Annotated in this window: 24 protein-coding genes and 1 pseudogene; 12 read left to right on the top strand and 13 right to left on the bottom strand. The window is 67.9% G+C overall.

The features are described 5' to 3' along the window. From ACRDTL_RS15715 to ACRDTL_RS15685, 7 genes are all read left to right on the top strand, one after another. Nucleotides 1-365, top strand: a 365-nt coding sequence (locus ACRDTL_RS15715; RefSeq protein WP_431507634.1) for a 4Fe-4S binding protein, incomplete at its 5' end; no start/stop codon positions are given. Further along, the gene (locus tag ACRDTL_RS15710; protein WP_431507633.1) at nucleotides 362-859 is read left to right on the top strand and encodes an NADH-quinone oxidoreductase subunit J family protein; all 498 of its coding nucleotides are present in this window, start codon (nucleotides 362-364) and stop codon (nucleotides 857-859) included. The genes ACRDTL_RS15715 and ACRDTL_RS15710, both read left to right, overlap by 4 nt. Before the next feature lie 2 nt (nucleotides 860-861). Next, the gene (gene nuoK, locus ACRDTL_RS15705) at nucleotides 862-1,221 is read left to right on the top strand and encodes an NADH-quinone oxidoreductase subunit NuoK (RefSeq protein ID WP_431507632.1); all 360 of its coding nucleotides are present in this window, start codon (nucleotides 862-864) and stop codon (nucleotides 1,219-1,221) included. Continuing rightward, nucleotides 1,218-2,990, top strand: a complete 1,773-nt coding sequence (locus ACRDTL_RS15700; protein ID WP_431507631.1) for an NADH-quinone oxidoreductase subunit 5 family protein — start codon at nucleotides 1,218-1,220, stop codon at nucleotides 2,988-2,990. The genes nuoK and ACRDTL_RS15700 overlap by 4 nt, the downstream gene beginning before the upstream one ends. Before the next feature lie 73 nt (nucleotides 2,991-3,063). Continuing rightward, the gene (locus ACRDTL_RS15695; RefSeq protein WP_431507630.1) at nucleotides 3,064-4,548 is read left to right on the top strand and encodes a complex I subunit 4 family protein; all 1,485 of its coding nucleotides are present in this window, start codon (nucleotides 3,064-3,066) and stop codon (nucleotides 4,546-4,548) included. Nucleotides 4,549-4,551: 3 nt separating this feature from the next. Beyond that, entirely contained in the window at nucleotides 4,552-6,063 is a 1,512-nt protein-coding gene (locus tag ACRDTL_RS15690) for an NADH-quinone oxidoreductase subunit N (protein WP_431507629.1), read from the top strand. A gap of 336 nt (nucleotides 6,064-6,399) precedes the next feature. Further along, nucleotides 6,400-6,585, top strand: a complete 186-nt coding sequence (locus tag ACRDTL_RS15685; protein WP_431507628.1) for a type II toxin-antitoxin system PemK/MazF family toxin — start codon at nucleotides 6,400-6,402, stop codon at nucleotides 6,583-6,585. 183 nt (nucleotides 6,586-6,768) lie between these two features. On the opposite strand, the gene ACRDTL_RS15680 is transcribed toward ACRDTL_RS15685, so the two are convergent. Then, entirely contained in the window at nucleotides 6,769-7,269 is a 501-nt protein-coding gene (locus ACRDTL_RS15680) for a hypothetical protein (RefSeq protein ID WP_431507627.1), read from the bottom strand. A 31-nt stretch (nucleotides 7,270-7,300) separates the two neighbouring features. On the opposite strand from ACRDTL_RS15680, the gene ACRDTL_RS15675 reads away from it, so the two are divergent. Both ACRDTL_RS15675 and ACRDTL_RS15670 read left to right on the top strand, forming a co-directional pair. Continuing rightward, nucleotides 7,301-8,323, top strand: coding sequence for an SAM-dependent methyltransferase (locus ACRDTL_RS15675; RefSeq protein ID WP_431507626.1), 1,023 nt, complete (start codon nucleotides 7,301-7,303; stop codon nucleotides 8,321-8,323). Next, nucleotides 8,307-8,498: a hypothetical protein gene (locus ACRDTL_RS15670; protein WP_431507625.1), complete on the top strand. Its 192-nt coding sequence runs from the start codon at nucleotides 8,307-8,309 to the stop codon at nucleotides 8,496-8,498. The genes ACRDTL_RS15675 and ACRDTL_RS15670 overlap by 17 nt, the downstream gene beginning before the upstream one ends. On the opposite strand, the gene gatB is transcribed toward ACRDTL_RS15670, so the two are convergent. The 5 genes from gatB to gatC all read right to left on the bottom strand — a co-directional run bounded on the left by gatB (nucleotide 8,495) and on the right by gatC (nucleotide 14,288). Beyond that, nucleotides 8,495-10,006 carry an Asp-tRNA(Asn)/Glu-tRNA(Gln) amidotransferase subunit GatB gene (gatB, locus tag ACRDTL_RS15665; protein ID WP_431507624.1) on the bottom strand — a complete coding sequence of 504 codons (1,512 nt, stop codon included), beginning with the start codon at nucleotides 10,004-10,006 and terminating at the stop codon, nucleotides 8,495-8,497. The two genes, ACRDTL_RS15670 and gatB, sit on opposite strands and share 4 nt — an antisense overlap. 43 nt (nucleotides 10,007-10,049) lie before the next feature. Continuing rightward, on the bottom strand, nucleotides 10,050-11,057 hold the full coding sequence (locus ACRDTL_RS15660) for a MinD/ParA family ATP-binding protein (RefSeq protein ID WP_431507623.1): 1,008 nt from the start codon (nucleotides 11,055-11,057) through the stop codon (nucleotides 10,050-10,052). 325 nt (nucleotides 11,058-11,382) lie between these two features. Beyond that, the gene (locus ACRDTL_RS15655) at nucleotides 11,383-12,414 is read right to left on the bottom strand and encodes an ATP-dependent 6-phosphofructokinase (RefSeq protein WP_431507622.1); all 1,032 of its coding nucleotides are present in this window, start codon (nucleotides 12,412-12,414) and stop codon (nucleotides 11,383-11,385) included. Between the two features lie 96 nt (nucleotides 12,415-12,510). Next, nucleotides 12,511-13,992: an Asp-tRNA(Asn)/Glu-tRNA(Gln) amidotransferase subunit GatA gene (gatA, locus tag ACRDTL_RS15650; RefSeq protein WP_431507621.1), complete on the bottom strand. Its 1,482-nt coding sequence runs from the start codon at nucleotides 13,990-13,992 to the stop codon at nucleotides 12,511-12,513. After that, nucleotides 13,989-14,288, bottom strand: a complete 300-nt coding sequence (gatC, locus tag ACRDTL_RS15645) for an Asp-tRNA(Asn)/Glu-tRNA(Gln) amidotransferase subunit GatC (RefSeq protein ID WP_431507620.1) — start codon at nucleotides 14,286-14,288, stop codon at nucleotides 13,989-13,991. The genes gatA and gatC overlap by 4 nt, the downstream gene beginning before the upstream one ends. A 44-nt stretch (nucleotides 14,289-14,332) precedes the next feature. Between gatC and ACRDTL_RS15640 the strand changes: the two genes are divergently transcribed. Beyond that, entirely contained in the window at nucleotides 14,333-14,992 is a 660-nt protein-coding gene (locus ACRDTL_RS15640; RefSeq protein ID WP_431507619.1) for an amino acid-binding protein, read from the top strand. A 1-nt stretch (nucleotide 14,993) separates the two neighbouring features. Here the strand turns inward: ACRDTL_RS15640 and ACRDTL_RS15635 are convergent, their stop codons facing one another. The 3 genes from ACRDTL_RS15635 to ACRDTL_RS15625 are packed head-to-tail and all read right to left on the bottom strand — an operon-like array spanning nucleotide 14,994 to nucleotide 19,070. Then, nucleotides 14,994-15,905 carry a metal-dependent hydrolase gene (locus tag ACRDTL_RS15635; RefSeq protein ID WP_431507618.1) on the bottom strand — a complete coding sequence of 304 codons (912 nt, stop codon included), beginning with the start codon at nucleotides 15,903-15,905 and terminating at the stop codon, nucleotides 14,994-14,996. A 38-nt stretch (nucleotides 15,906-15,943) separates the two neighbouring features. Further along, complete coding sequence (ligA, locus tag ACRDTL_RS15630; protein WP_431507617.1) at nucleotides 15,944-18,010, bottom strand: NAD-dependent DNA ligase LigA; 2,067 nt, start codon at nucleotides 18,008-18,010, stop codon at nucleotides 15,944-15,946. Between the two features lie 46 nt (nucleotides 18,011-18,056). After that, the gene (locus ACRDTL_RS15625; protein WP_431507616.1) at nucleotides 18,057-19,070 is read right to left on the bottom strand and encodes a methionine synthase; all 1,014 of its coding nucleotides are present in this window, start codon (nucleotides 19,068-19,070) and stop codon (nucleotides 18,057-18,059) included. A 54-nt stretch (nucleotides 19,071-19,124) separates the two neighbouring features. On the opposite strand from ACRDTL_RS15625, the gene ACRDTL_RS15620 reads away from it, so the two are divergent. Next, nucleotides 19,125-19,748, top strand: coding sequence for a sensor domain-containing protein (locus ACRDTL_RS15620; RefSeq protein WP_431507615.1), 624 nt, complete (start codon nucleotides 19,125-19,127; stop codon nucleotides 19,746-19,748). A gap of 18 nt (nucleotides 19,749-19,766) precedes the next feature. Here the strand turns inward: ACRDTL_RS15620 and mnmA are convergent, their stop codons facing one another. Both mnmA and ACRDTL_RS15610 read right to left on the bottom strand, forming a co-directional pair. After that, nucleotides 19,767-20,840, bottom strand: coding sequence for a tRNA 2-thiouridine(34) synthase MnmA (gene mnmA / locus ACRDTL_RS15615; protein ID WP_431507614.1), 1,074 nt, complete (start codon nucleotides 20,838-20,840; stop codon nucleotides 19,767-19,769). Then, entirely contained in the window at nucleotides 20,837-22,015 is a 1,179-nt protein-coding gene (locus tag ACRDTL_RS15610; RefSeq protein ID WP_431507613.1) for a cysteine desulfurase family protein, read from the bottom strand. The genes mnmA and ACRDTL_RS15610 overlap by 4 nt, the downstream gene beginning before the upstream one ends. An 83-nt stretch (nucleotides 22,016-22,098) precedes the next feature. On the opposite strand from ACRDTL_RS15610, the gene ACRDTL_RS15605 reads away from it, so the two are divergent. Next, nucleotides 22,099-23,865: a flavin-containing monooxygenase gene (locus tag ACRDTL_RS15605; protein ID WP_431507612.1), complete on the top strand. Its 1,767-nt coding sequence runs from the start codon at nucleotides 22,099-22,101 to the stop codon at nucleotides 23,863-23,865. 26 nt (nucleotides 23,866-23,891) lie between these two features. On the opposite strand, the gene ACRDTL_RS15600 is transcribed toward ACRDTL_RS15605, so the two are convergent. After that, on the bottom strand, nucleotides 23,892-24,635 hold the full coding sequence (locus tag ACRDTL_RS15600; RefSeq protein ID WP_431507611.1) for an SDR family oxidoreductase: 744 nt from the start codon (nucleotides 24,633-24,635) through the stop codon (nucleotides 23,892-23,894). Nucleotides 24,636-24,670: 35 nt separating this feature from the next. Further along, a pseudogene (locus ACRDTL_RS15595) lies at nucleotides 24,671-25,081 on the bottom strand (electron transfer flavoprotein subunit alpha/FixB family protein); the annotation flags it as partial. Nucleotides 25,082-25,180: the final 99 nt, after the last annotated feature.

Raw genomic sequence — 25,180 nt, 5'->3', positions numbered from 1 at the left:
CGTGCATGCTCTGCGCACGGGAGTGCCCGGACTGGTGCATCTACATCGACTCGCACAAGGAAACCGTGGCGCCGACAACCGAGGGCGGCCGGGAACGCAGCCGCCCGGTACTCGACCGGTTCGCCATCGACTTCGCGCTGTGCATGTACTGCGGCATCTGCGTCGAGGTCTGCCCGTTCGACGCGTTGTTCTGGTCGCCGGAGTTCGAGTATGCCGAGTTCGACATCCGTGACCTGACTCACGAGAAGGACCGGCTGCAGCAGTGGATGGCGACCGTGCCGCCGCCACCTGGTCACGACCCTGCCGCCGAGCCGCCCAAAGAAGTCAAGGCGGCGCTGCGGGCGAACGACGCGGAGCGGCGATGAGCGCGGTCGAGGTCGTTTTCGTCGCGCTCGGCGTGGTCACACTCGGCTCGGCGGTACTCGTCGTGGCCACCCGCCAGTTGGTGCACGCCGCGCTGTGGCTGGTTGTCACCCTGGGCTCGGTGGCGGGCTGCTACCTGGTGCTCACCGCGGAACTGGTCGCCTGGGTCCAGGTGCTGATCTACGTGGGCGGGGTGGTTGTGCTGCTGGTGTTCGGGATCATGCTCACCCGCGCGCCGATCGGGCGCTCCGGCGATCTGGACAGCGGCAACCGCGCCGTCGCGGCGGTGGTGGCGGTGGCCGCCGCGGCGATCCTGGTGACGGTGACCGTCAGCGGCTTCGCCACGGCGTACGTCGATCTCGGCGCGGGCGTTGGCACCGCAAACGTGCTGGGGGCGGCCATCTTCCGCACCTGGGTGCTGCCCTTCGAGGTGCTCTCTGTGCTGCTGCTCGCCTCGCTGATCGCGGCGATCGTGCTCTCCCGCGGGGGGAGCTAGCGATGCACGTCGTCTACCCCGCCGTGCTGGCCGCGCTGCTGTTCTCGGTCGGGGTGTACGGCGTGCTGGCCCGGCGCAACACCATCCTGGTGTTGATGTCGGTCGAGTTGATGATGGCCGCGGCCGGGATCAACCTGGTGGCCTTCGACAGGTGGCTGGGCGACGCGCTGCACGCCGGGCAGGTGATGACGCTGTTCGTCATCGTCATCGCGGCCGCTGAGGTCGGCGTCGGCCTGGCTATCGTGCTGCTGGTCTTCCGCAACCACAAGACGATCGCGCTGGACCGCCTGCGCGCGCTGTCGGAGACCGCACCGGAGCACACGCCGATGCCACGGCCGGAGCCGGCGCGGGTGGCGCCATGATAACCGCCACCGCGGCGGTGCCGCTGCTGCCGTTTCTCGCCGCGGTCGTCGGGATGCTCTTCGGCCGGCGCCTTCCCTTCGGCCCGGCAGGCGTCGCGATCGCCGGCACCGGCGCATCGGCGGTGCTGGCGCTCTTGGTGCTCTTCTGGGCCGACGGGGTCGTCGAAAGCGGGACGGTGCTCACCCCGACCGGCGGGCCGGACATCGTGCTCGGCACCCGGATCGACGAGACCTCCGCGGTGGTCGCGGTGATGGTCACGCTGGTCGCGCTGGCCATCCAGATCTACTCGGTCGGCTACCTGCGCGGCGATCCGCGCTACTGCAGCTATGCGGCGTTCATGTCGCTGTTCACCGCGGCGATGCTGCTGGTGGTGCTCTCCGCCGACCTGCTGGTGCTCTACGTCGGGTGGGAGGTGATGGGCATCTGCTCGTACTTCCTCATCGGCCACCACTGGGAGGAGCGGGCCAACTCGGCCGCCGCGGTCAAGGCCTTTCTGGTGACCCGCACCGGCGATCTCGGGATGTTGTTCGGGATCTTCACACTCGGCATGTCGGCTGGCTCGTTTCGCGTCACGGACCTACTGCTCGCCGTTCCGAGGCTGCCGAATCATCTGCTGACCGTGGGCACGTTGCTGATTGTCGTCGGCGTCGTCGGCAAGAGTGCGCAGTTTCCCTTGCACACCTGGCTTCCCGACGCAATGGCCGGCCCCGCGCCGGTCAGCGCGTTGATCCACGCGGCGACCATGGTGGCTGCCGGGATCGTGGTCATCGCCCGCCTCTATCCCGCCTTCCTGGCCGCACCTGCCACGATGGCGGTGCTCGGGCTGATCGCGGCGATCTCGATGCTTGGCTCGGCGCTCGCCGCACTCGCGCAGGACGACATCAAGCGGGTGCTCGCCTACTCCACGATCAGCCAGCTGGCGATCATGGTGGGCGCACTGGCGGTCGCCGCCGAGGAGGCCGCGATCTTCCACCTGCTCGCGCACGCGGCGTTCAAAGCGCTGCTGTTCCTCTGCGCAGGCGCGGTGATCATCGCGGCGGGCAGCAACCTGCTTTCCGCGATGGGCGGCCTGCGGCGCGGGATGCCGGTGACCTTCGCGACGATGACGATCGGGTTCGCCGCGCTCGCCGGGCTGCCACCGACCAGCGGGTTCTTCAGCAAGGACGCGGTGATCGTCGCGGCGGGCCAGCGGGCGGGCATGGTCGCCGCGGTGTTGTACGTGGCGCTGCTGGCGACGGTCCTGGTCACTGCGGCCTACGCGACGCGTGCCTGGCTTGGCGCGTTCTTCGGCCCGACACGCGGAAAGGCCCGTGAGGTGCCGCTGACGATGCGCGTCCCGTTGATCGCGCTGGCGATTCCCGCGCTCGGCCTCGGCTTCACCGGCGGGACGCACGTCGACCTGCCGGCCGCAGCGCTGTCCGTGGGGCTTGGCGGCGCCGGCGCGCTGCTGGCGTACGTCATCTGGCGGCGCGAACCGGCAGCGGATCCGGCCCGCGCGCTCGGCGCGCTGCGCAGCGCGTTCGGCCGAGCCTTCTATGTTGACGAGGCATATGCGGCAGCGGTCATCCGCCCGACCGTCCGGCTCGCGCAATGGATACGGGGTGTCGACGACGACGTCGTGGACGCCGCGGTGGTAGGCACCGGGCGCGGCGCGACGCGGCTCGCCGGCCTGCTGCGGCTGACCCAAACCGGCAATACGCAGGGCTACGCGACCGGGGTGCTCGCCGGCGTCGTGGGAATCGCGGTCGCGATGGCGGTGCTGTCGTGAACCGCGCCGGCGACGAAACAAATTGCCGCGATGAGGTGGGGGCACCTCCCGCTTGCGGGGGAGAGCGGCGCACATGAACACGGCCACCGTGCTGCTGGTCGCCCTGCCGCTGGCCGGATGCCTCGCGGTGCTCGCGTTGCCCGCGCGGTGGGCGGTGCGCGCCGGGATCGTGGTCACCGGGCTGGTCCTGCTCGACGCCGGCGCCATGACCGCCGTGTTCGACTACGGCGCCGCCGGCCGGATACAGCTGGCGGTGAACTGGCCCTGGCTACCGGCCATCGACCTGCGTTTTCACCTCGGCGTCGACGGGGTGTCGCTGCCGCTGGTGGTGTTGACCGCGCTGCTCACCCTGCTCTGCCTGATCTACGACCCGCGACCGGCGCGGCCGCGGCAGCTGGCGGCGTTGTTGCTGCTGCTGGAGGCCGGGATGCTCGGCACGTTCGTCGCGCTGGACCTGCTGCTGTTCTTTGTGGCGTTCGAGACGGTGCTGATCCCCATGTACGTCGTGATCGCCGGATGGGGCGGGCCGGGCCGGCGGGCGGCGGCGAACAAGTTCATCCTCTACACCCTGCTCGGTTCTAGTGTGCTGCTGGTCGGGCTGCTTCTGATTTATGCGCAGACCAGCACACTGGACATGGTCGCCCTGGCCGAAGGCCGCGGCGCAGGGCTCACCCGGGCGGCGCAGATCGTCGCGTTCGTCGCGGTGGGGGGCGGGTTGGCGGTGAAAGTGCCGATGTGGCCGCTGCACACCTGGCTTCCCGACGCGCACACCGAGGCGCCGACCGTTGGCTCAGTGCTGCTGGCCGGGGTGTTGCTGAAGATGGGCAGCTACGGCCTGATCCGGATCGCGGTGCCGGTGCTGCCCGACGGCGCGGCTGCGGTGGCGCCGTTTCTCGGCGCATTCGCCGTCGTCGGGATCGTTTATGCCGCGCTGGCTTGCCTCGCGCAGCGCGACATCAAGCGACTGGTGGCGTTCTCCAGCGTCGGGCACATGGGTTTCGTGCTGCTCGGCATCGCGACGCTGACCCCGGTCGGGATCAACGCGGCGCTGTTCGCCAATGTTGCGCACGGCTTGATCACCGGATTGCTGTTCTTCCTCGTGGGCGGGGTCAAGCGGCGCTACGGCACGGCCGACATCGAACGCATCGGCGGCGGGATGCTGACCACCGCGCCGCGCCTCGCGTCTTTGCTGACGGTGGCCGTGTTGGCCAGCTTCGGGCTGCCGGGGCTGGCCGGGTTCTGGGGGGAGATGCTCGCGCTGCTCGGCGCCTTCCAGCCGGCGCCTGACCTCTCGCGTGGCCTGTTCCTGGTGTTCATGGGGGTGGGCGGGATCGGCGCGGTGCTCACCGCCGTGTACTTCCTGCACATGCTCAGCCGCACCACCCACGGACTGGTGCCGGGCGCGTGGCGCGCGACGGGTTCGATGCGCGACGTCACGGCCGCCGAGTACGTCGCGTGGGCGCCGCTGGTGGTTGCGATTTTCGTGGTCGGGCTTTGGCCCGGTCTGCTGCTCGGGGTGACTAACCCCGCGGCGCTGGCGCTGGTTGGCGGTGGGTGAGCCGTGCAGGTCGTGCAGAGCATCGATTACTTGGCCATCGCGCCGCCGCTGATCGTTGCGTTGACCGCGCTCGCGGTGCTGGTCGCCGATACGTTCGTGCAAGTGTGGCGGCGCCAGCTGCTGGACGCGGTGGCGCTGGGCGGGGTGATGGCCGGGCTCGCTGCGGCCGCGGCGTTGGCCTTAGGCGGCGGGCGCCGCACGTTCTGTCTGCCGCCGGGCCTGGCGGGCAGCGGGCCGGTGTCGTGCTCGTACGTGGTCGACGAGTTCACCCTGCTGTTGCAGATGGTGGTGCTCGTCGCGGCCGTCGTGGTGCTACTCATGGCCTCCACCGAGATCCGGGCAACCGCGTTGCCCGTCGGCGAGTTCCACTTCCTGGTGCTGGCCTCGCTGGCCGGGGCGCTGACCCTGGTGGCGTCGCGTGACCTGGTGACGTTGGTGGTAGCGCTGGAAGTCGTGTCGCTGCCGGTGTTCGCGCTGGCCGCGTTGCGGCGCTACGACGGGCGATCGAGCGAGGCGGGGCTGAAGATGTTCCTGATCTCGGTCATCTCCACGGCGGTGATGCTGTTTGGAATCAGCCTGGTATACGGGGTGAGCGGCGCGATGCACCTCGACCGGATCGCGCTGGCGCTGGCCGCGCCGGGTCGAGCCGCGCCGGTGGCGGCGGTGGGCATGGGGATGGTGCTGGTGGGTTTCGGCTTCAAGGTGTCGGCGGTGCCGTTTCACTTCTGGGCGCCGGACACCTATTTCGGGGCGCCGCTGTCGGTGGCGGCGTACCTGTCGGTGGTGTCCAAGGCCTCCGGAATAGCCGGATTCGTGCTGGTGCTGGTGATCGGATTCCGGCCGTACGCCGCGGTGTGGGGCCCGATTGTGGCGGGGCTGGCCGCGGTGACGATGACGGTGGGGAACCTGATCGCGCTTCGGCAGCGGCACGCGGTGCGGCTGCTGGCGTGGTCTTCGATCGCGCAGGCCGGGTACATCCTTGCCCCGCTCGGTGCGATGGCGGGCGCGGTCGGTGGTGACGCGTTTGCGGTGGTGGCCGGCGCGGCTATCGCCTATCTCGCCATCTACGTGGTGATGAACGTCGGCACGTTCGCCGTGGTCGCGGTGGTGGCGCGGCACCGTCCTGCCGGAGAGCTCGCGGACTATGACGGGTTCGCGCGCACCAACCCGATCTGCGCGGTGGTTCTGGCGTTCTTCCTTGCCTGCCTCGCCGGGCTGCCGCCGGGATTGGCCGGGTTGTTCGCCAAGATCATCGTGTTTCGGGCGGCGATCACCGGCGCGGCCGGGTGGCTCGCGGTGCTGATCGCGATCAACACGGTGATCGGGTTGTACTACTACCTGGCCTGGGCAGCGCGGATGTTCTCCGTGCCGGCCGAACCGGCGGTCAGGGCCGCGCCGGTGCCCCGAACCATCGGAATAGGCATCGCGATCGCCGCGGCCGCAACAATCGTGCTGTCTGTGACGCCGGACCTGCTGCTACACGTCAGCCCGATCACCATCGCCGGGCTGCACTGAGCTGGCACCGACCGGTATCCCAACCCGGCAGGCTCCTTGGTTTGGTATGTCAACCACAACGACCAAGGTCGACTCCGCAGTTCACGACCGGCTGGCTTTCATCGCTCGAGCGCGAGGCATGACCATGGGCATGTTTCAGGCACCGAATCGCTTCGATTCGTGGCCGAGCAGCGCTGGTCCGAGATCGAGGCGGCCCGCGAACAGTACGTTGCGTGACGACACGGTAACCGCAGGTGAGCGGGATACGACCGCCGCGCGGCAGTGGCGGATTACAACCAGTCGGCGTGGCCAACTCTGGTCCGTGGTGCTGGATCCAACAGTCCCCCAACGAACAGCGTGGCCCGGCCATGCGTCGTCGTCTCGGCCGACCGGTTCAACCGGTTACCGATTCGGCAGGCCATCGTCGTTCCGTTGACCATGGGTGAACATGGGTTTCCACACCACATTTCGGTCACCGAGGACGGCGGGCGCGGCCGGGCGAGCTGGGCCATGTGCGAGGCGGTGCGAGCCGTCACGACATAGCGGTTCGGCACCAGACTATTACCGCCAGCAACGAAACCCTCCGTCAGATCGCCGAGCAGCTGGCCCTCTGGAGCGCCTTTGACGACTGACGTGGGAAAACCCGGCACAACTGTGCCTTAGTTGGGCGTCAAGTGGCCTCCCGGACGAGCGCGATCACCATCCGCCGGTGCCGAGCTGAGCTGATCAGCTCCGGCGGCCGAGGATGTAGGGCAGGCGCCCGCTGGTCGTAGCCGGGCTGGTGGGCGGGGCGGCGCTCTGCGCGTCGGTCCGTATCATGCCGGGTGCCTCGGTGATCGAACCGCTCGGCCGCAGGCGGAAGACGGACGACTCGCGGGCCCACCGCGCCGACTGCTGCTGGCCGTCTTCGGCGTTGAGCCGTTTGGCCTGCAACACGGGAACGACCTCCTCCCAGTGCCGGCTGCCCGGCTCGACCCGCGAGACATCGGCCCGCCAGGTGACGAGACGGGCGCCGCTGTCCTTGCTCGCCACGGTGACCATCGCATGGTCGGCGCCGTCGAGGCCCGGCAGGGCCTGCTCGAGCCCGCCCGCGACCAGGTATGCGGCACCGCCGTGCCAGATATGCCATGCGGCGCGCGGGCGGTCGGCGCCGGCTGGGGCGACCCAGATCAGACCAGCCTTGCTGGTCGCCTCCTCGACCAGACGTTTGCTGGCTTCGGTATCCATGTATCCATGTTGGCACGGATAGGCTGGGCGGGTGTGGCTTACCTGGCGGGTCGCAACCGGTCGCGCGCTCTACGGCGAGCGGGGCTTCTACCGGCGCGAGCGGCCCTCGGCGCACTTTCGCACCGCGGTGCATGCCTCCCCGCGTTATGCCGCCGCGTTCATGCGGCTGCTCGAGTCCGTCGACGCCGATCTCGGCCGACCGGCCCGGCTGGATCTGGTCGACGTCGGTGCCGGGCGGGCCGAGCTGCTGGCGCAAGTGATCGAGCTGGCCGGCGGCGACCTCGCCGATCGGCTGCACCCAGTAGCGGTCGAGTTCGCCGATCGCCCGGATGGACTCGACCCGCTGGTGTCCTGGCGTCGCGAGCTGCCCGATCGGATAACCGGCCTCGTCGTCGCCAGCGAGTGGCTGGACAATATTCCCGTAGACGTGGTCGAGCTTGCCGCCGACGGTGTGCGTCTGGTTCTGGTGGACCCGGCGACCGGAGCGCAACGTCTCGGCCGCCTGGTGGCATCGGCGGATCTTGCTTGGCTTGCGCGCTGGTGGCCGCTCGAGATGGTGGGCCATCGCGCCGAGGTGGGCAGACCACGCGACGCGGCGTGGGCCCGGGTCGTGCGGCGGCTGCGCGCCGGGATGGCAATAGCCGTCGACTACGTCCACTACCGCGATGGCCGCCCGCCAAACGGCAGCCTGTCCGGCTACCGCGGCGGCCGGGCGGTCGAGCCGGTGCCCGACGGCTCCTGCGACATCACCTCGCATGTCGCCATCGACGCCTGCGCGGCAGCGGGAACGGCCGCTGGGGCGACGGTGACGCTGTGCACTACCCAACGTGATGCGCTGCGCGCCCTCGGCGTGCGCGGACGACGTCCACCGGTGGAGATAGCCAGCATGCACCCCGTGCAGTACCGACAGCAGCTGGCGGCGGCCGCCGAAGCAGCGGAGCTGACCGAATCGGGCGGGCTCGGCGGATTCGGCTGGCTCGTTCAGACCACCGGCACGGTGCGGGCACCGGTGCTAACTTGCTCGAATGGAGGCGACGGTGCGGACGTTCTCTGAAGCCACGTCCGCCGGCACGGTACTGCTCGACTCCGGCACCGAGATGCCCTTCGACGCAGAAGCCTTCGACGCGGATCGGCTGCGTTTGCTGCGGTGTGGCCAACGGGTGCGCATCGTCATGGAGAAGGGTCGGATCGTCCATCTGACGCTGGCTGGCCTGCCGCCCACGTGCTAGCTCTCCTGCCCGCAGGCGGCCAGCACCAGCTCGCGCACCCGGGCGGCGTCGGCCTGGCCCTTGGTCGCCTTCATGACCGCCCCGACGATCGCGCCCGCCGCCTGGACTTTGCCGCCCCGAATCTTCTCCGCGATGTCGGGGTTAGCGGCCAGGGCTTGGTCGACCGCCGCCTGGATCAGCGAGTCGTCACGCACCACGGCAAGTCCGCGCGCGGTCATCACCTGTTCGGGTTCGCCCTCGCCGGCCAGCACGCCTTCCACGACCTGACGGGCGAGTTTGTTGGACAACTTGCCCTCGTCCACCAACGCCACCACCGCGGCGACCTGTCTCGGGGTAATCGGCAGCGCATCGAGGTCGACGCCGGCCTCGTTGGCCTTTTGCACCAGGAAGTTCCCCCACCAGGCGCGCGCCTTGTCACCGGAGGTGCCGTGTTCGACGGTTGCCGTGACCAGTTCGACCGCACCGGCGTTGACCAAATCCCGCATCACCTCATCAGAAATGCCCCACTCCTGCTGAATTTTCTTGCGGCGCAGCCACGGAAACTCCGGGATGGTGTTTCGTAACCGCTCCACCAACTCGGCACTGGGCGCGACCGGTTCCAGGTCTGGTTCGGGGAAATAGCGGTAGTCTTCGGCGGTTTCCTTGGTGCGGCCCGGGCTGGTGTGCCCGTCCTCGTCGAAGTGCCGAGTCTCCTGGTGGACCCGCCCGCCCGACGCCAGCACAGCGCCCTGGCGCTGCATTTCGTAACGGATGGCGACCTCGACGCTTCTCAGCGAATTGACGTTCTTGGTCTCGGTGCGGGTGCCGAACTCGGCCGCACCTATCTGCTTCAGCGACACGTTTGCGTCGCAGCGCATCGAGCCCTGGTCCATGCGCACATCGGACACACCCAGCGTGCGCAACAAGTCCCGCAAGGCTGTCACATAGGCCCGCGCGATCTGCGGCGCGCGCTGTCCGGTTCCCTCGATGGGCCTGGTGACGATCTCGATCAGCGGCACGCCGGACCGGTTGTAGTCGATCAGTGACGTCGTCGCGCCGTGGATCCGGCCGGTTTCGCTGCCCAGGTGGGTCAGCTTGCCGGTGTCCTCCTCCATATGTGCACGTTCGATGCCGACCCGCCGGGTGGTGCCGTCCTCCAGCGGCACGTCCAGATAGCCGTTCACGGCGATCGGCTCGTCGTACTGCGAGATCTGATAGTTCTTCGGCATGTCCGGGTAGAAGTAGTTCTTCCGGGCGAACCGGCACCACGGCACGATCTCGCAATTCAGGGCCAGCCCAATCCGAATCGCCGCCTCGACCGCGGCCTCGTTGAGCACCGGTAGTGACCCGGGCAGGCCCAGACACACCGGGCACACCTGGGTGTTCGGTTCGGCGCCGAAAGTGGTGGGGCAGCCGCAGAACATCTTGGTGGTGGTGGACAGCTCGACGTGCACCTCCAGGCCGAGCACCGGCTCGTAACGTGCGATGACGTCGTCGTAGGCGAGCAGCTCGGCCGCAGCAACCGTCATGGACCCGATCCTAATCGCGGGCCCGACTCCGGGCACTGCGTGATTAGCTGCGCTGCGCCGCGGCTGCGCTGCCGACATCCCGTCGGGGAAACATGTCGGCGAGCGCGGCGGCCATCTCGAGGTAGCGACGCCTGCTCTTCTTGTTCAACCACGGAAGGGTGATCTGCTTGCCCTCATGAACATGCCGATCGAACGGCAACATCACCACACGGTTGGCCGCGAACTGCTCCGATAGCCGCTGAAGTTCCTTTTTGACCAAGTCATTCGGCTTTTCTTGGACAGTGTGGTTGACCACCAGCACCGTCGAGTCAACCAGCCTCTGATAGCCGTTGTGCACCAACCACTCCAGTGTGGTTCGTGTCTTCCTGACCGAGTGGATGGAGGTGTCGGTGACCAAAACGAGTGCACGCGACTCGGATAAAACCGCCTCAGTGACGGCGGATTTGAGGTCTTTACCGCAATCCACCAGCGCTACCGAATAATGGTTGCACAGTAGCGAAAACGCCTTACTGACATCGCCGCGCTCGATTCGCCACTCACTCTGCGCATAGTCGGGAAGGCCAAGCACCTCTAGTCCCGACCCGTTTCGGTACGTGTGGGCCCGTACATCCAGGTACCGCGTGACCGATCGGTCAGCCAGCAGATCGACCATGTTCAGCGCATTGCGACGACCGTGCCGATCGGCGAGGTCGCCGGCGTCGACGTCCACCGCGATCACCCGGTCATCGCGAGCCTCCGCGAAGGTCGATCCGAGCGCCTCGACGACGGCGGTTTTGCCGACACCGCCCTTGAGGTTCAGCACGGCGATCGGAAATGCGCTGCCTACCGGCGCCCGGACCCGGTCCTGCAAGCCACGTTCGTAGGCCTGCTCTTTGCTGGGAGGGAGTTTGATTCCGGTCAGGCGTGCCAGCCGGGTGCGCCAACTATTTTTGGCCGGGACGTCAGTGTCCTGGTCATCGAGGCTGTCGACCGCGACCCCGCCGGGCGGACGACGGGGGGCCGGGGCTGGGGCTGGCGCGGGGGCTGGGGCCGGCGCGGTTGCGGTCGTCACCGGAACCGTCGCGCGGATGTCCGCTGGCGACGGCGGCCGATAGTCGCGCGCATCCCGGCGGGGCCATGGCACGGTGTTGGGTTCGGGCCGGGGACGCACCGGCTGACCTGGCGAGGATCGCTGCGGCGGTGGCGGACCTTGTCGCCCCACCGGTGGCATCGACTGTTGAACGACGCCGCGATCTGGGCCGCGGTTGTTCATATTTCCGACCGTATCACCGGTTCACGGCGCGCGAAAACCCAGCATACGTACGTAATTTCGTGAAAACTAGATGGCCCGCGGGTAAACGCCAAACGGCATTCACGTAATCATCGGGGTGCCGGGCTCATCCGAAGAAGGCGGCAGCGTCGTCGTAGCGGCTCTGCGGCACCAGCTTGAGCTGGCGCACCGCGTCGGCCAACGGCACCCGGCCGATGTCCTGGCCGCGCAGCGACACCATCTGGCCGTATTCGCCGGCGTGCGCGGCGTCCGCGGCGTTCACCCCGAACCGGGTGGCCAGCACCCGGTCGTAGGCAGTCGGAGTGCCGCCACGCTGCACGTGACCCAACACGGTCACCCGGACATCCTTGTTGATCCGCTTTTCCACCTCGACCGCGAGCTGCGCGGCGACCCCGGTGAATCGTTCATGACCGAACTCGTCGAGACCACCTTCGGCCAGCGTCATCGAGCCCGCGACCGGTTTGGCGCCCTCGGCGACCACGCAGATGAAGTGTGCGTCGCCACGCTGGAAACGCCATTTGACCAGCCGGCACACCTCTTCGACATCGAAGGGCTGTTCGGGAATCAGCGTCATGTGGGCGCCGGATGCCAGCCCGGCGTTCAGTGCGATCCAGCCGGCGTGCCGGCCCATTACCTCCACCAACATCACCCGCTGGTGCGATTCGGCGGTGCTGTGCAGGCGGTCGATGGCCTCGGTGGCCACAGTCAACGCGGTGTCGTGGCCGAAAGTAACGTCGGTGCAATCGATGTCGTTGTCGATGGTCTTCGGCACACCGACCACGGGAACATTCTCTTCGGAAAGCCAGTGCGCGGCGGTCAGGGTGCCCTCGCCGCCGATCGGGATGAGCACGTCGATGCCGTTCTCGTCCAACGTCTGCATGATCTGGTCGAGGCCGGCCCGCAGCTTGTCGGGATGCACCCGGGCGGTGCCCAGCATCGTTCCGCCTTTGGCCAGCAATCGGTCATTGCGGTCGTCGTTGCGCAGTTGGATACGCCGATTCTCCAGCAATCCGCGCCAACCGTCCTGGAAGCCGACCACCGACGAGCCGTACCGGCCATCACATGTGCGCACCACCGCACGGATGACGGCATTGAGCCCGGGACAGTCGCCACCTCCGGTGAGAACTCCGATCCGCATACCCCTATCTTGCCGGTGCGGACGCCCCATTTGTGCCAGCAGACGCAAAAGCACCCAAAACACGTCGTTCGAGGGCGCCTTTGTGTCTTCTCGCGCCTAGATCGCGCTCGGCAACGGCCCGCGGGCGGTCTCATAAGCGGCCCCTACCCGGTAGAGCCGGTCGTCGGCCAGCGCCGGCGCCATGATTTGCAGGCCCACCGGCAGGTTGTCGTCCGGCGACAACCCCGACGGCACCGACATCCCGCAGTGCCCGGCCAGGTTCAGCGGCAGCGTGCACAGGTCGAACAGGTACATCGCCAACGGATCGTCAACCTTCTCGCCGAGCCCGAACGCGGTGGTCGGCGTCGCGGGCGACACCAGCACGTCGATAGTCCGGTATGCCTGGTCAAGATCGCGCGCGATCAGCGTGCGCACCTTCTGCGCCTGGTTGTAGTAGGCGTTGTAATAGCCCGCCGACAACGCGTAGGTGCCGATCATGATGCGCCGCTTGACCTCCGGGCCGAACCCGGCCGCGCGAGTCAGCGCCATCACCTCCTCGGCGCTGTGCGTGCCGTCGTCGCCGACGCGGAGCCCATAGCGCATCGCGTCGAATCGGGCCAGATTGCTCGACACCTCCGACGGCAGGATCAGGTAGTAAGCAGCCAGCGCGTAATCGAAATGGGGGCAATCGACTTCGCTCACCTCGGCGCCGAGCGCGGTCAACTGCTCGACGGCATCCTGAAACGACGCCAGCACACCGGGCTGATAACCCTCGCCGCGGAGTTGGCGAACCACGCCGATGCGCACGCCGCGCAGATCACCGTCCGCGCCCGCCCGGGCGGCACCGACCACGTCGGGCACCGGGGCGTCGATGGATGTCGAGTCGCGACCGTCATGTCCGGCGATCACCTGATGCAGCAGCGCGGTGTCGAGGGTGCTGCGCGCACACGGGCCACCCTGATCCAGCGACGACGCGCACGCCACCAGGCCGTAACGCGACACCGTGCCGTAGGTGGGCTTGACGCCGACGGTCGCGGTCAGCGCGGCGGGCTGGCGGATAGAGCCGCCGGTGTCGGTTCCGACGCCCAGCGGCGCCTGGAACGCGGCCAGCGCCGCCGCGGTCCCGCCGCCCGAGCCACCCGGGACCCGCTCGACGTCCCACGGATTGCGGGTCGGGCCGTAGGCGGAGTTCTCCGTCGACGAGCCCATCGCGAACTCGTCCATGTTGGTCTTGCCCAAAATGGGGATACCGGCCGCCCGCAACCGCGCGGTGACGGTGGCGTCATAGGGCGAACGCCAGCCCGCAAGGATCTTGGATCCGCAGGTGGTCGGCATGTCGACGGTGGTGAACACATCCTTGAGCGCCAAGGGCACTCCGGCCAGCGCCGACGGCAGCTGCCGTCCGGCAGCCACGGATTTGTCGACCGCGGCTGCGGATGCCAACGCTTTATCGGCCGCAACGTGCAAGAACGCGCCGTACCGGTCGTCGGTGGCCTCGATCTGCTCCAGGCAGGCCCGGGTGATCTCGGTCGACGACAACTCCCGTGCGGCGATCTTGGCCGCCAGCGTCGCGGCGTCCAGCCGGATGATGTCGGTCACTGCTCTTCCCCGAGAATCTGCGGGACGGCGAAGCGGCCGTCGACGGCTTCGGGCGCCCCGGCGAGCGCCTCCTGCTGCGTCAGACATGCCATTTGCTCGTCGGCACGGGTGACGTTGACGTCCTTGAGCGGGTTATCGGTCGCTTCGACGCCGGTGACGTCGACGGCCTGGATCTGGCTGACGTGGGTCAGGATCGCGTCGAGTTGCCCGGCGAAGCTGTCCAGTTCGGCGCCGGTCAGCGCGAGCCGGGCCAGCCGGGCCAGGTGGGCCACCTCGTCACGGGAGATCTGGGACACGAGGCAAAAGCCTAACCGCCCGGCCCTGTGCGACAGTGTTGCGCGTGCCTTCCTATCTGCTGCGCGTGCAGTTGGCCGACCGGCCGGGCAGCCTGGGCTCGCTGGCCGTGGCGCTCGGTTCGACGGGCGCCGACATCCTGTCGCTCGACGTGGTCGAGCGTGGGGCCGGGTATGCGATCGATGACTTGGTGATCGAACTCCCGGCGGGGGCGATGCCGGACACACTGATCACCGCGGCCGAGGCGCTGCGTGGGGTGCGGGTGGAGAGTCTGCGGCCGCACATCGGGCTGCTGGAAGCGCACCGCGAACTCGAGTTGATCGACCACATCGCCGCGGCCCGCGGCACGAGGGCACGGCTACAGGCGCTCGCCGACGAGGCGCCCCGGGTGCTGCGGGTGGGCTGGTGCACGGTACTGAGCAAAACGGACGCCGGAATTCGCCGCGTCGTCGGTAGCGCGGGCGCCCCGGAAACCACACTGGATTCGGCACCGTGGATGCCGGTCGAGCGGCCCGCCGCCCTGGACGGCGGCGCCGACTGGGTGCCGCGGCTGTGGCGCGACATGGACACCACCCTGGTCGCCGCGCCGCTGGGTAATCCGCACACCGCGGTAGTGCTCGGCCGGCCCGGCGGTCCGGCTTTTCGGCCCGCAGAGGTGGCGCGACTGGGCTACCTGGCCGGGATCGTGGCGACCCTGCTGCACTGATTTATCCATCGGACCCGTTCGACTTGGCATTCGCGCGCTCCCGGGCAACCCGGGCTGCGGGCGAGTGTGCCAGGTAGTCCAGCGCCATCTGGGTGGATGCCTCGGTGCTGGGGTGATGGCGGGGCCGCAGGTAGCGGATCGGCACCGTCACGATGAGTTTCCACGGTCCGGGCACCCGGTACTGCCGTGCAGCCCGAAACCAGTCTCTCCAGCGCGGTTTGGCGCCAATAGTCGGGTCGTGCACCATCAAATACCGCACACCCGCGAGCCAAAAGAAGATGAACTGCGCACTGGTCATCAGCATCGAAAACGCCCGCAGTGGGTAGTTCCCGCATAAGTTCTGATAAACGTCGAACACCAACGAACGGTGCTCGATTTCCTCGGCCCCGTGCCAGCGCAACAGGTCGAGCATGACCGGGTCAGCTCCGGCGTAGTCGAGACCGCGGTTTTGGATCACCCACTGCCCTAACACGGCGGTGAAGTGCTCCAGCGCCGCGACATCGGCGAGGCGGTAATACAGCGACCACCGCTGCAACACCCGCGGCCATCTCTCGCGCTGTTTACCGAGCATGGACAACCATTTCTGCAGCCGGTCGGTGTACGGGGTGGTGTCGATTCCCTGGTCCGCCAAATGGTCGAGGACCATCTGATGCGCCCAGGCATGCCAGGCTTCCTGCTGAATGAACGGTTTGATGGCCGCCTGCAGCTCTGGGTCGTCGACCATCGGCGCCGCCTCGTTGACGACCTCGATGAACCACCGCTCCCCCGCCGGCAGCAATAGATGCAGCACGTTGATCATGTGCGTGGCGAATGGGTCGTCCGGCACCCAGTGCAGCGGAGTGTTGGACCAATCGAAGCGAACCTTCCGGCGATAAACCGGGTATCCGTCGTGATGAGCTTCAAGGTCAGTCATCGGCCATACCCTCCAATTGCCCCGACCTGTCATCCAGGTTAGTACGGCCCTTCCGCCAGCAACCGCCGAAATCCGTCCTCGTCGAGAATCGGCACGCCGAGTTCGACGGCCTTGTCGTATTTCGATCCGGGTGAATCGCCGGCGACGACATAGGCGGTCTTTTTCGACACCGAGCCCGCGGCTTTGCCGCCGCGCGCCACGATGGCTTCCTTTGCGTCGTCGCGAGAGAAGCCGACCAGCGAGCCGGTGACGACGATGGTCAGACCCTCGAGGGTGCGGGGCACGCTGGCGTCGCGCTCGTCGGCCATCGACACCCCGGCCGCCCGCCACTTGTCGACGATGGCTCGATGCCAGTCGACGCTGAACCATTCGGTGACCGCGTCGGCGATCGTCGGGCCGACGCCCTCAACGGCGGCCAGTTGCTCGGTCGATGCCGACGCGATCGCGTCCAGGCTGCCGAACTCGGTGGCCAGCGCCCGGCCGGCCGTCGGCCCGACATGGCGGATCGACAACGCCACCAAAACCCGCCACAGCGGCTGTGTCTTGGCCTTCTCCAGGTTGGTCAGCAGCCGCTTGCCGTTGGCCGAGAGTGCGCCGCTTTTGGTGGTGAATAACTCGGTGCGCAGCAAGTCGGCCTCGGTGAGCGTGAAAAGGTCGCCCTCGTCGGCGATGACCTGTGCCTTCAGCAGCGCGATCGCGGCCTCGTAGCCCAGCCCCTCGATGTCGAAGGTGCCGCGGCCAGCGGCGTAGAACAACCGCTCCCGCAGCTGCGCCGGACAGGACCGCGAATTAGGACAGCGGATGTCAGCGTCACCCTCCTTGGCCGGTGCCAGCGGCGTGCCACACTCGGGACATGTTGTGGGCATGACGAATTCGCGTTCCGAACCGTCGCGCAGGTCCACAACCGGCCCCATGACTTCGGGAATCACATCACCGGCTTTACGGATCACCACGGTGTCGCCGATCAACACGCCCTTGCGCTTGACCTCCGAGGCGTTGTGCAGGGTGGCCAGCCCGACCGTCGAGCCCGCGACCTTGATCGGTGTCATGAACGCGAACGGCGTGACCCGTCCGGTGCGGCCCACGTTGACCCGGATGTCGAGTAGCTTGGTGTTCGCTTCCTGGGGTGGGTACTTGTACGCGACGGCCCAGCGCGGGGCTCGCGACGTGGCTCCCAGCCGGCGCTGCAGCGCGATGTCGTCGACCTTGATCACCACGCCGTCGACCTCGTGCTCGACGTCGAAGCGGTGCTCCCCCCAGTAGTCGATGCGCTCATGCACGCCGGCCACGCCGTTCACCCGGGTGGTGTGCTCGGACACCGGTAGTCCCCAGGCCTGCAGTGCCAGGTAGGCGTCATGCAACGTGGCCGGTCGAAATCCCTCGGTGTGCCCTACCCCGTGACAGATCATCCGCAACTTGCGCCGGGCCGTGACGGCGGGGTTTTTCTGCCGCAGCGACCCGGCCGCGCTGTTGCGCGGATTGGCGAACGGGGGCTTGCCGTCTTCGACCAGACCGGCGTTGAGCGCTGCGAAATCGGCGATCCAGAAGAACACCTCGCCGCGCACCTCCAACACGGTGGGCACCGGGAAGTCCGCACTGCCGCTGAGCCGTTCCGGCACGTCCTCGATCGTGCGGGCGTTCAGCGTCACGTCTTCGCCGGTGCGGCCATCGCCGCGGGTGGCGGCGCGCACCAACCGGCCGTCCCGGTAGATCAGATTCAACGCCACCCCGTCGATCTTGAGCTCGCACAGGTAGGCGGGGTCGTGGCCGACCTCGGCGCGGACGCGGGCCGTCCAGGCGTCGAACTCGTCGAGATTGAACACGTCGTCCAGACTGAGCATGCGTTCGAGGTGGTCAGCGGGAGCGAAGTCGGTGGCGAATCCCGCGCCGCCGACCAGCTGCGTCGGCGAATCCGGAGTACGCAGTTCGGGGTAGGCCTCCTCGAGCGCGTTCAGTTCGTTGAAAAGCCGGTCGAATTCCGCGTCGGAGATGATCGGCGCATCGCGCACGTAGTAAAGGAACTGGTGTTCCCGCACCTCGTCGGCAAGTGCCCGCCATTGCCGGCGCACGTCTGGTGAGGCCGGCTCGGCTTCTGGTGAGCTCACCTTCGCAGGCTATCGAAGAACGGCGACAATCCTGCCGGGTGCCGGATCAGATCGCGTCCGGGTCGTCGGCGAACGCCTCGGCGGCTTTTCGAGCCAGTTCGACGGCGGTGCGGGCCCACTCCGGCGTCGCCCCGGCCAGGCCGCAGGCCGGGGTGATACCGATCCGGTCACGCAGTGCCGACCGGGCGAAACCGAGCCGGTCGATCACCGCGACGGCGGCGGCGGCGACCTCTTCCACCGACGGCCGCCGCGCCGGAGCCCTCGCTGCGACCACGCCCAGCATGATTGTTCGGCCCGAGTCGACGAACTCGGCGATACCCTCCAGGTCGGCGGCCTGCAGCGTCGCACCATCCACCGATACCACGTGAATGCCGCTGCGCCCCAACATTTCCCATGGCAGTTGCACTGCACAACTGTGCACCGCCACCTCCGAACCGACAGCGGTCGCGCAGCTGTCAAGCAGTTCGATGGCCAGCGTCTCGTCGATCGGGTGCACCGGGGTCAGCGCGGTCACGCCGGCCAACCGCCCGGCCAGCGCCGCCGGCAGCGACGGCTCGTCGAACTGCACGACGACCGGCGTGTCGAGCCGGCGCGACACCGAGGCGCGGTGTGCGGCGACGCCTTCGGCCAGCGACGCGGCCAGATCCCGCACCGCGCCCAGGTCGGTGATAGCCCGGTGGCCATTGGCCAACTCCAACTCGGCGGCCAGTGTGACCGGCCCGGGCGCCTGCACCTTGACCGGGCGGCCGCCGCCGCGCAAGCCGGCGATCTCCCAGGCCTCCTCCAAGGCATCGAGGTCCTCGTCGAGCAGGCTGACCGCGCGACGCGTCACCGCCCCCGGGCGGGCGGCGATGCGGTAGCCCCGCGGCATCGTGTCGATCGCCACGTCGATCAGCAGTGCACCGGCACGCCCGATCATGTCGGCGCCCACTCCCCGGGCGGGCAGTTCGACGATGTGGGCCAGCGCACCGGCCAGTTCGCCGACCACTACCTCGGCTGCCCGCCGCGCCTCGGTGCCCGGCCACGATCCGGTGCCGCTGGCCGTTGCGAAAACACTCACCGGGCAACCGTACTGGCAGTGCGACTACCCTCGAGCGAAGGAAGGATCTTGCCGATGAGGTCGCGGTCGCTGCTGGCGTGTTGCGCAGCGCTGCTGGCGACGGCGTGCACCCGGATGGTGGATGGTAGCGCGGTGTTGCCCTTCGGCGCCGGTGCGCTGTCTGGCGTCGACGTCGACCGGGTCCTGCTCGACCAGACTCGGATGCGCGCGATCACCGGCGCCGACGATCGTTTGACCATCATTCCGTCGATGGACGGCAAGTCCCCGGTCGACATCGACACGTTCGCCGACACCGCACCGCCGCAGTGCCGGTTCGTCTACGCCGAGACGGCCACTTTCGGGCCCGATGTCGAATCGTTTCACAAGACCACGTTCCAGTACCCGCCGCGCGGCGGCCTGATCTCCGAGGGCGCCGCCGCCTATCGCGATGCCGGTACCGCCCGGCACGCCTTCGATGTCCTGGTGACCACCGTGGAGAGCTGTGCGACCAGTTCGGTCGGATCGCTGCTTATCGGCGACTGGTATGCCGATGCGGGGTCGCTGCACACCCGCCCCGGCGACTGCGGGCGGGACTACCGGGTCAAGTCGACAGTGCTGGTGGAGGTCACCTTCTGCGGCTTTCCGGAGTCGGTGTCCGACATGGTGCTCACGAACATCGCCGCCAACGTGCCGGGCTAACATCTGCGCGCCGAGAGGTCAGGACGTGCCGGCGATCGTCGCGCTGGCGACCACTTCGTCGCCGCCGGGATCCGCCCGATACAGCACCAGGGTCTGGCCGGGCGCCACACCACGCAGCGGCGCGCGCAACCGCACCGCAAGCTCGTCGTCCACCAATTCCGCGACGGCCTCGACGGCTTCGCCGTGCGCACGCACCTGGACCACGCACTCGATGCGGCCCGACGGTGCCGCACCCGCGGTGAAGACCGACGTGCGCCCGGTCAGCGCCCACACTTCCAGGTCGGCTGCCGAGCCGACGCGCACGGTGCCATGCCCGGCGTCGATCGCGGTCACGTAACGCGGCTCGCCGTCCGGTCCCGGGCCGGCGATGCCGAGCCCCTTGCGCTGGCCGATCGTGAAGCCGTGCACCCCGTCATGGGTGGCCAGCACCGTGCCGCGCTCGTCGACCACGGCGCCCCGGCGCACCCCGATGCGCTCCCCGAGGAACGCGCGGGTGTCCCCGGACGGGATGAAGCAGATGTCGTGGCTGTCCGGCTTCTCCGCCACCGCCAGGCCACGCCGGGCCGCCTCCGCCCGGATCTGCGGCTTGGGGGTGTCGCCGATCGGGAACGCGGCATGTCGCAGCTGATCGGCGGTCAGCACCGCCAGCACGTAGGACTGGTCCTTGTCCCGGTCGACCGCCCGGCGCAGCCGCCCGCCGGAGAGTCGAGCGTAATGGCCGGTAGCCACGGTGTCGAAACCCAATGCGAGCGCGCGGGCCGCCAACGCAGAGAACTTGATCCGCTCATTGCATCGCACGCACGGGTTGGGGGTTTCCCCACGCGCGTAGGACGACACGAAGTCGTCGATCACATCTTCTTTGAACTTATCGGCGAAATCCCAGACATAGAACGGGATTCCGAGGACATCGGCGACTCGCCGGGCGTCGCCGGCGTCTTCTTTGGAGCAGCAGCCCCGCGAACCGGTGCGCAGCGTGCCGGGCGCTTCGGATAGCGCCAGATGTACACCGACGACGTCATGCCCGGCGTCGACCATGCGGGCGGCGGCCACTGACGAATCGACGCCGCCGCTCATCGCGGCCAGCACCTTCATCGGGACACCCCCGTGGCGGCCAGCGCGGCCTGCCGGGCCCGGTCCACCGCGCCCGGCAATACCCGCAGTGCTGCATCGACATCGGCGTCAATGCTGGTGTGACCCAGTGACAGTCGCAGCGATCCGCGGGCGCCGGCGGCGTCGACGCCCATCGCGAGCAGCACGTGCGACGGCTGCGCCACACCGGCCGTGCAGGCCGAGCCGGTCGAGCATTCGATTCCGTTGGCGTCCAACAACATCAGCAGCGCATCGCCTTCGCAACCGGAGAAGGTGAAGTGTGCGTTGCCGGCTAGCCTGGGTTCCCGCGGTCCGTTAAGACGGGTGTCATCGATTTCGGTCAGCACGCCGTCGATCAGACGGTCGCGCAGGGCGCGAAGCCTGAGGCTGTTGGCCGCCAGCCCATCGACCGCGATCTGTACCGCCGCTGCCATCCCGACCGCACCCGCGACATCGGGTGTGCCGGACCGGATGTCGCGCTCCTGCCCACCGCCATGCGACAGCGACACACACGCGACATCGCGGCGCAGCAGCAAGGCGCCCACCCCCGGCGGGCCGCCGAACTTGTGTGCGGCCACGCTCATGGCGGACAGTCCGCTGGCAGCGAAACCGACCGGCAGCTGGCCCACCGCCTGAACGGCATCGCTGTGCATCGGAACGTCGAATTCGGCAGCGATCGCGGCGAGTTCGCCGATCGGCATGATCGTACCGACCTCGTTGTTGGCCCACATCACCGACACCAGCGCAATGTCGTCGTGACTTTCTAAAGCGTCGCGCAGCGCAGCCGGTGACACCGACCCGTCGGCGGCCGTGGGCAACCACGTCACTTCGGCGCCTTCGTGCTCGGTGAGCCAGTTGATCGCATCCAGCACCGCGTGGTGTTCGACGGCGGTGCTGACGATGCGCCGGCGTCGCGGCTGCGCGTCGCGGCGCGCCCAGTAGATGCCCTTGACGGCCAGGTTGTCGCTCTCGGTGCCGCCCGCGGTGAAGATCACCTCGGAGGGACGCGCATCCAGCTCGGCCGCGATCAGCTCGCGCGATTCCTCCATCCGGCGTCGTGCCGCACGGCCGGTGGTATGCAGCGACGAGGCGTTGCCGACGGTGCCCAACACAGCCGTCATCGCCTCGATGGCAGCGGGGTGCATCGGGGTGGTGGCGGCGTGATCGAGGTACACCATGACCCGCCCAGGATACCGACGCCTGCCAGACGGCCGAGCGAGCAGCCGTTGCCCGGGGTCGCAAATTAGTCCAGGATGCTGCCATGGGCGGTGACCTGCGATTCGACACCGAGGCGCTGCGCGCCAAATACGCACAGGAACGCAACCGCCGCCTGCGCCCTGACGGGATCTCCCAGTACGTGCAAGTCGCGGGCGCATTCGGCCGCTTCGGCGAGGATCCGTGGGCCGATCCGGAGTTCTCCCGCGACCCCGTCACCGACACGGTCGACGTCGCGATCGTCGGCGCCGGTTTCGGCGGACTGCTCATCGGAGCCCGGTGCAAAGAACTCGGGGTCGACGACGTGCGGCTGATCGACAAGGCCGCCGACGTGGGCGGTACCTGGTACTGGAATCGCTATCCCGGAATCGCCTGCGACGTTGAATCCTACGTCTACATGCCGTTGCTCGAAGAGCTCGGCGTCGTGCCAACCGAAAAGTATGCCAAAGGTACGGAAATCTTCGCGCACTGCCGCCGTATCGCGGAGCATTACGACCTGTACCGCAACGCATGCCTGCAAACCGAGGTGTACGAAATCCGCTGGGATGCAAGCTGTTCGCATTGGGTAATCTCCACACACCGCGGGGATGCGATCCGCGCCCGGTTCGTAGCCATGGCCAACGGATATCTGCAGAAGCCTAAACTGCCAGGAATTCCTGGTATTACGGCATTTCACGGGCATGCATTCCATACCAGCCGCTGGGATTACGACTACACCGGCCATGACCTTGCCGGTCTCGCCGACAAGCGCGTGGGCATCATCGGGACCGGTGCGACCGCTATCCAGTGCGTCCCCCGCCTGGCCGAATCGGTAGAGCAACTGTTCGTCTTTCAGCGCACACCGTCGACGGTCGACGTGCGGGCCAACCGGCTGACCGACCCGCAGTGGGCGGCGTCGCTGGAGCCGGGCTGGCAGCGACGCCGCATCGAGAACTTCCAGATTCTCACCGCGGGCGGTGCGGCCGAAGAGGACCTGGTCGACGACGCCTGGACCAGCCTGACCAAAAAGATGCCGATCGTGAACGAGGATGGGCCGAACGCGGCGGAACTGGCCGACTTCGCCAAAATGGAGGAGATCCGGGGCCGCGTCGACGCGATCGTGACCGACACCGCCATGGCCGAGGCGCTCAAGCCGTGGTACGGGTATTACTGCAAGCGGCCGTGTTTCCATGACGAGTTCTTGCAGGCTTTCAACCGCGACAACGTCACGCTGGTCGACACACATGGCCGCGGGGTCGAGCAGATCAGCGAGAGCGGCGTCGTGGTCGATGACGTCGAATACCCGTTGGACTGCTTGATTTTCGCGACCGGGTTCGAGGTCGGGACCGATTATCGTCAGCGCACCGGCTTCGAGGTCATCGGTCGCGACGGCCGCACCCTGACCGACAAGTGGGCCGATGGTGTGCGCACACTGCACGGCCTGCACGTCAATGGCTTTCCGAACTGTTTCATCGAAAGCATTGCTCAGTCCGGGTTTACCGTGAACTTCCCCTACCTCATCGACACCCAATCGCGCCACGTTGCCTGGGTGATTGCCTGGGCGTTACAGCACGGCGCTGCCGAGGTGGAAGCAACACCCGATGCGGAAGCTGCCTGGGTCGATCAAGTCTTGCAACGCTCCGGCGTAATCGCCGGACGGCGCGAGTCATGCACACCGGGCTACTACAACCGCGAAGGCCAGGCAAACGCCAGACTGAATCAGGACAGCTTTTTCTTCGGCAGGCCAACCGAATACGCCGAGATCCTCGATGCCTGGTGCGCTGCGGGCACACTCGACGGCCTCGACGTTCGAGATTCGACGCTGACCCGTTGATAGCCGACGGTCCGGCGTCAGCCTCGTCAGTGCGCTGCGAGCCAGTCTTCGAACCGGGTAGGAGCCAGCTTCGCGTCGTCACCGGTGACGAGGCTGGTCTCCCCGACCAGGGTGCCGAAGTAGGTGGCCGACGGATCGACGACGACGGGCGTGCTATCGCCGTTGTGTGCCACCACTAGATTCGCCAGGTCGGCGAAGCGCAGCTTGTCGGGCCCGCCGATGTTGACCACACCATTGACGGGTTCGGCCTGAGCGGCCCGCGCCACTTCCGCGGACACCTCGGCGGCGGCGATCGGCTGGATCGGCCCATCGGGTACCCGCACCTCGCCGTCGACCGTCAACGACGCCGTGATGCCTTGCGCAAACTCGTCGAACTGCGTGGCGCGCACGATCGTGTACAGCAGGCCGGACTCGGTGATGGTCCGCTCCTGGACCACCTTGGCGCGCATGTAACCGCTTTCGGGCAGGCCGTCGCAACCCACGATGGACAGCGCGACGTAGTGTCCGACGTTCGCCGACTTGGACGCATCCACCAGGTTTCTCGTCGCCGTGGTGAAAAACTCCATCACCGGGTCGTCGTCGTATGACGGCGAGTTGACGACGTCGATCAGCACGTCAGCACCGGAGAGCGCCTCCGCGAGGCCCTCGCCGCTGAGCACGTCGGCGCCCGAACTGCGCGAGGCAGCGACGGTTTGATGCCCGGCCTCGTTCAACACTGCGACCACGTTCTTACCGATCAGACCGGTGGCCCCCATCACGGTGATCTTCATTGTGCGAAGACCTTTCTCAAGTGGCCGACAACACGTCAGCCCTTGCGGGCCTTGACCGCCTCGGTCAGCTGCGGCGCCACGTTGAACAGGTCGCCGACGATGCCGTAGTCGGCGATCTCGAAGATCGGCGCCTCTTCGTCCTTGTTGATCGCGATGATGGTCTTCGAGGTCTGCATGCCGGCCCGGTGCTGGATCGCGCCGGAGATGCCCAGCGCGATGTAGAGCTGCGGCGACACCGTCTTACCGGTCTGGCCGACCTGGAACTGGCCCGGGTAGTAACCCGAGTCCACCGCGGCACGCGACGCACCGACCGCGGCACCCAGCGCGTCGGCCAGGGCCTCTATCACGCTGAAGTTCTCGGCGCTGCCCACGCCACGACCACCGGACACTACGATGGCGGCCTCGGTCAGCTCCGGGCGGTAGCCGGCCACCCCGGCCAGGCGGGCGCTTAACTATGAGCCCTTCTCGGCGAGGTAGGGTACCACGAACCTTACAAATTAGACCCCCCCCAAGGACCCATCGCCCAACCATAACCCCGCCCCCAC

It is taken from the genome of Mycobacterium sp., from assembly GCF_050700595.1.
In the GTDB taxonomy this organism is placed as follows: domain Bacteria; phylum Actinomycetota; class Actinomycetes; order Mycobacteriales; family Mycobacteriaceae; genus Mycobacterium.
The sequence above is the reverse complement of the archived record's forward strand: the minus strand, read 5'-3'. Positions and strand labels throughout refer to the sequence as shown.